Here is a 5560-nt window from a genome sequence, read left to right on the forward strand (position 1 = left end):
GAGAATGTTATGAGCCGATGGGTACAGCGTGTGTCCTATGTTGAAAATGAAGCCCTTGTCCGTATCAGGTTTTCAGATGATGTTGTGCCACTGATCACCAACCTAGAGAAGCATTTCACCAGTTATGAACTGGAGCAGGTAAGTAGCCTAACGAGTGCCTATGCCATACGTTTATATGAACTACTAATTGCATGGCGTAGCACTGGGAAAGTATCAATGCTTGAAACTAAGGAATTGAGGTCAAGACTTGGTGTATTGGACACAGAGCATCAACGGATGGAATCGTTTAAAAGACGAGTATTAGAGCCTGCTATTCAACAAATTAACGACCATACCGACATTAAGGCAGAATACGAGCAACATAAGCGAGGACGTTCAATCATTGGGTTTTCATTCAGCTTTAAACAGAAATCCAAGCCTAAAACAATCAACCATGAACGAGATCCAAGCACGGTTGATATGTTCTGCAACTTGTCAGACAGTCAGATAAATACTTATAGCTCAGTATTGTCTAAAGTCCACAGTATCAGCGACCTAGCAGGGAATAAGGACTATCAAGCATTTGCAATATGGATTGCCAATATTTTACGTGACCCGTCCAGTGTGCGAGAAGAAACGGCAAAACGCATATTCAAGGCATTGCGAACAGAAACAGATTTTAAAGGTTAAATGGGAGTATTACTAATGACTGATTTATCAAAACTAAGTGAAACCGAGCTATTAGCTATCTGGAATAAAGATAATTTTGGACTGAAAGGTCAACTATACAAACTAGAACAAGAGTACATCGAAGCCAAAGAAATATTGGATAACTGGCAGAATAAAGACCACCCACTTTATGAACGTCATCAAAGTTGTGTGGATGGTCTTATTACAAGGATTGAGCGTATAAAACAACAACTAAACAAATGCGAATAATCAGAAAAAATCTGTCTCGCCCTATGAGATAGTGTTTTCATCCTGATTGCTTTTAGATCGTTTTGACCGTAGCTCGTTTGCTTTATTCATCATCGAGCCAGCCATACGTCCACCAGTCGTAGAACCACTTAAACGACTACCAAGGTCACTTTTTAAAGCAGAACTCATATTCATGGCCATATTACCAGCCATAAAACCAGCTTTACCCATTGCACTCGATGGGCCTGTGCCAGTTGCTTGAGCCGTTTTAAGCTGTTCACTTGCCAACGCTCCAGCGCCTTTTGTAGCCATAGACGCACCAGCTGCACCAGCAGCAGCGCCAGCTGTCGCAGCAGCCACAGCACGTAGGGCAGAAGTTAAAGCAGCACCACTTCCAATAGATGAACCGTTAATCACACCTTGGAGCATATCAGGCACAATTTTGGTTAATGCCAGCAGTACCACACTACAGCCAATCATACCGACCAAACTTACATTGTCTTCAACATTAAAGCCCGTAGCCCACTCTTGGATAAAAGTAAGTCCAAGACCTGCAATCAATTGTAAGATAAATATTTTTGCACCGACTGAAACAGCATATTGAATAGTTTTCAAGGCATAGTCTTTCGTCCATTGCGAACCTGCAAACCCCATCATTAAGACACTAGCTGACACCACGATATACATTTCAACCAACGCCAAAACCAAGAACGCACAAATCAAGGCAAATGCAATCATGATAATGATTGAAGCAATCAGCATCCCCAATGAATCAATAGGCGACCAAGCACTTACCGAGTTTAAAATCTCTTGGACGATCTTCCAGCCGTTCACAAAAAAATCTGAGGGTGTAAGCAGACTGTAGCCACTGGCGGTAGATGCAGCCTGCCTGAAGCTATTTACAATCGCTTCAGCGAACGTTGCTGAGTTCATCAAAAGCCATGACATAAAGCCAGAATCAAAAAATTATTATGTGATCAGATTTCTTTTCTGCTCAAACTGCTCTTCAATTTTTGAACTCAAAAAATTGACAATAGGCTGCAAAGCATAATGCTCCTCTTGCCAATTTTGTTTGCCGATTTCCCCTCTATATTCCTGTATAAGTCGCTGCAATACGAATTTCTGCTCATCAGAAAGCTGAGACATAACCCATCGTGCAGCATTGTCTTTTGAAGCAATATCCTTCATCACTAAACTAAAATAGATCCGGCATAAAGCTAAAATCTGGTTTCTTTCATCTGCATCCTCATCCCAATGCGCTACAATTTCGGGATAAGTGTCAGACATTGCTTGCCATAGTTCTTGATCAGAAATTTCAGGTGCCCATTGGTTTAAAGCTGGCCCAAATAAAACTGTATGATGAGATCTCGCTTTTCTAAGCAATATACTAATATCTGGGTCTTTCTGTGAGCTCAATATTCCACCTTCTTTAAGCTCTTCACGCAGCCATTCACCAAATTGCATTTCATAACTTAAAGGATAAATTCCAGACTGAATCTCATCTTTTAATAAAATAGTAACTTCTAATGGCCTTTGTAATTCCCCAACAGGCTGTGAAATTTTTAGTAATTCTTGTGCAAGCTGCTCACGTAAAGCAGAAGTTAATGGTTGAGTGACCACGACCAGTACATCAAGATCACTTTCTGGCCCTAAACCACCGTCAACAGCTGAACCATAAAGATAAATTGCAAATAATGATTCCGCTAAAAGCTGCTGTAATTTTTCTTGTAGATATTCTAACTGAATTAAATCAGGCATCACTCACTCCTTTAATGGAAGATTAAATAATTCTCTATCTCGATTTTCGGTTAAGTATTTATCGAGTTGAGCCATTAACTTTTCATGAGCAACAGTGTCATTTTCGACGATTTTTAACATACAAGAGCCGATTAAAATCTTACGTCTTGTATCATTCTTTCGTTCTAACTCTTTTTGCTTAGAACGTTCACGAGCTACAGCAGCTTGTTTTTGAGCTTTTAACTGTTTTAACCGCTCTTGTTGCTTAGAAATTTGTTGTTCCAATGACTCAATTTTCATCTTTAACATACCTTTCAAATAGAGGAAATCCCCCTAAATCATAAGCGCACTTGAACATTGCTTTCAAGTTGCTATATGATTGTTGTGGGTTTTCCCGAAGGGCGCACTTTCCCAAACTAAAGTTTGGAGTGCGTAAGGGGACACCCCTTAACCCCGAAAAAAAATTTTCAATTTTTTTTTAAAAACACTTGTCAATGGGACTTTACATCGTGGCTATTTTTCACTTTTCAGTAAAAAATATTAGTCGATCAGATGGTCGAAGTGCTGTTGCGTGTGCTGCATATAGATCAGGGGAAAAATTGAAAGATGAACGCTATGGAAAAGAGCAGGATTACACGAAGAAAACAGGCATAGAATTTAAAAATATCTATGCGCCTGAAAACACCAAAAAAGAATTATTAGATCGGGAAACGCTTTGGAATACGGTCGAAACCATTGAAACTAGAAAAAACTCTCAATTATCAAGAGAATTTGAAGTTGCATTTCCTTGTGAATTAAACCAAGAACAACGAGAGAAGATGCTCAATGAGCTATGCGGAAAAATTGTAGAACGTCATAAGGTCGTTGTTGATGCAGTCATTCATGCCCCACATACCGCAGGCGGAAGTGATGACCGCAACTATCACGCCCACATCATGCTCACTACACGCAGCATTAACCAACAAGGCGACCTTGATAAAAAAACGAGAGAATTTAACGACAACGGCAAACAAGAAGTCGAACACTGGAGACAACAGTTTGCGGAACTCTGCAATCAATTTCTTGAACAGGTTGGCAGCCATGAGCGTGTCGATCACCGCAGCTACAAAGAGCAAGGTTTAGATTTAGAAGCCACACAGCATGAGGGTTCTACAATTACCCAACTTCGCAGACAGGGCAAGGACACTGAAATCAGTTTAAGTAACGATGCGATTAAGGCTAGAAATACAGAACGCCAATTAATTAAAGGACTTGAGCAAGAAATTTTAGCCACAGAACGCCTTGTTCATGACTTGGAACAGACCAGGGAAAATTTAGACCAGGAACAACGCCAAAAAGAAAAAGACCAGGAACAACGTTCCCCTGAAGAATTAACCAAAATTGCATATAGCGTTATTTCGCAATATAACGACGCTATAGCCACAGAAGCGAAAAACATAGCGTCATCTATCCAAAAAACAGAAATCGAGCAAATAAACGCTGTTTTGGAGCAAATAGAGCTATCTAAAAGCGATATTAAACACCAAAAAGAAGAACTAGGAAAAAGACCCCTGTTTTTTGGCGGAAAATGGGATACAGCAAATGCTGAAATTCAGAAGCAGTTGAACCAGCTGGAAGAACAAGAACGAGAATTGAGGAATAACTCCCCTCGATTTGAGCCTGAACGCTATACAGATCGGGCAAAACTGACTGTAAACAAGGCTAATCCAAACCTAAAAGCTAAATATGACCGAGCAAGAAATTATCTTGAGCGAGAACAACAACGGAAGTTAGCCGAACAGGAAAAACGAAAACAAGAAGCCAAAGCCATACAAGAACAAGAAAAACAGGCATTTTTTGCACGTAAAGCCTTGCGTGAACAAGGTAAGCATGAAGAAGCCAACAAGATGCTTGAAGCCGAAAAGCGGAATAGACCACGTTCAAGATAGGTATATCTATGGTGCAAAATATATGATTTTGCACCATAGATATACCTATTCTTTTTGGTGTTTATTAAAATTATCTAAACAATACATGGTTTTACAGAGCGAGTGTCTACGAGCGAACTAGCAATATTCGACCCTCGACCCTCTGAAAAACCGCTTTTAAATGACTTGAACCCTAGAAAATCTATATTTTCATGTTGAAATCTGCACCTAGACCGAGCGAAGCGAGCATAAAGCCTTATGAGCGAAGCGAATTCATAGTTGCTTTTGCTTTTAGATTTCACAAACAGGATTAACCGAAAAATTGCCCCTCGAAGCGAGCTTGCGAGCTTCAATAAAGTACGAGCTTTAGCGAGTACATAGGGCAATTTTGACCCCTCCCCTCTTTTTTAATTTTTTTATTTTTTTTAATTTTTAGGGTGACTGAAATCCTTATATAGCAATGGTTTCAGACTTTATATAGCAACGTTTATCTTGCAATATAGCAACGTTTATCTTGCAATATAGCAACGTTTATCTTGCAATATAGCAACGTTTATCTTGCATATTACAACATTGTTATATAATGTTGCTATAACAACAAAATTCGAATAAGTTGCTATGTATGAAAAAAGACCTAGTCGTTAAGGATAATGCGCTGATCAATGCCAGTTATAATTTAGACCTTGCAGAACAACGCCTAATCCTTTTAGCAATACTGGAGGCGAGGGAGTCTAATATCCCTAGTGACCGTGATTTAACTATCCATGCAGAAAGCTACATTAACCATTTCAATGTCCATAGAAACACCGCCTACAAAGTCTTAAAGGATGCTTGCAAAAACTTGTTTGAGCGTCGCTTTAGTTACCAAAAATTAACGGCTAAAGGCAATCTTGAGAATGTTATGAGCCGATGGGTACAGCGTGTGTCCTATGTTGAAAATGAAGCCCTTGTCCGTATCAGGTTTTCAGATGATGTTGTGCCACTGATCACCAACCTAGAGAAGCATTTCACCAGTTATG

General features: G+C 39.7%; 7 protein-coding genes. 4 read left to right on the forward strand and 3 right to left on the reverse strand.

From position 1 onward, the window contains the following. Both repM and FTU00_RS15235 read left to right on the forward strand, forming a co-directional pair. Window positions 1–669: replication initiation protein RepM (repM, locus tag FTU00_RS15230; RefSeq protein WP_180087642.1), on the forward strand; the 669-nt coding region annotated here is incomplete at its 5' end. 15 nt (window positions 670–684) lie between these two features. Then, the gene (locus tag FTU00_RS15235) at window positions 685–918 is read left to right on the forward strand and encodes a hypothetical protein (RefSeq protein WP_065996352.1); all 234 of its coding nucleotides are present in this window, start codon (window positions 685–687) and stop codon (window positions 916–918) included. Window positions 919–939: 21 nt separating this feature from the next. On the opposite strand, the gene trbL is transcribed toward FTU00_RS15235, so the two are convergent. Genes trbL through FTU00_RS15250 form a run of 3 tightly spaced genes read right to left on the reverse strand, consistent with a single transcriptional unit; the run spans window position 940 to window position 2934 of the window. Next, the gene (gene trbL, locus FTU00_RS15240; protein WP_204832353.1) at window positions 940–1845 is read right to left on the reverse strand and encodes a P-type conjugative transfer protein TrbL; all 906 of its coding nucleotides are present in this window, start codon (window positions 1843–1845) and stop codon (window positions 940–942) included. A 21-nt stretch (window positions 1846–1866) separates the two neighbouring features. Continuing rightward, the gene (locus FTU00_RS15245) at window positions 1867–2655 is read right to left on the reverse strand and encodes an ANT(3'')-II family aminoglycoside nucleotidyltransferase (protein ID WP_005071978.1); all 789 of its coding nucleotides are present in this window, start codon (window positions 2653–2655) and stop codon (window positions 1867–1869) included. Window positions 2656–2658: 3 nt separating this feature from the next. Beyond that, window positions 2659–2934, reverse strand: a complete 276-nt coding sequence (locus FTU00_RS15250) for a hypothetical protein (protein ID WP_004919011.1) — start codon at window positions 2932–2934, stop codon at window positions 2659–2661. A 209-nt stretch (window positions 2935–3143) separates the two neighbouring features. Here FTU00_RS15250 and mobQ point away from each other — a divergent pair, with 209 nt between their 5' ends. Then, complete coding sequence (gene mobQ, locus FTU00_RS15255; protein WP_065996350.1) at window positions 3144–4562, forward strand: MobQ family relaxase; 1419 nt, start codon at window positions 3144–3146, stop codon at window positions 4560–4562. 601 nt (window positions 4563–5163) lie between these two features. Then, on the forward strand, window positions 5164–5560 hold a 397-nt coding region (locus FTU00_RS15260; RefSeq protein ID WP_180087643.1), incomplete at its 3' end, for a RepB family plasmid replication initiator protein.

It is taken from the genome of Acinetobacter sp. YH12041, assembly GCF_013419975.1.
Classification (GTDB): domain Bacteria; phylum Pseudomonadota; class Gammaproteobacteria; order Pseudomonadales; family Moraxellaceae; genus Acinetobacter.

Bases quoted from the DNA above. Each gene is read 5' to 3' on its own strand.
- FTU00_RS15235 (WP_065996352.1), top strand. From the start codon at position 685: ATGACTGATTTATCAAAACTAAGTGAAACCGAGCTATTAGCTATCTGG.
- trbL (WP_204832353.1), bottom strand. From the start codon at position 1,845: ATGTCATGGCTTTTGATGAACTCAGCAACGTTCGCTGAAGCGATTGTA.
- FTU00_RS15245 (WP_005071978.1), bottom strand. From the start codon at position 2,655: ATGCCTGATTTAATTCAGTTAGAATATCTACAAGAAAAATTACAGCAG.
- FTU00_RS15250 (WP_004919011.1), bottom strand. From the start codon at position 2,934: ATGAAAATTGAGTCATTGGAACAACAAATTTCTAAGCAACAAGAGCGG.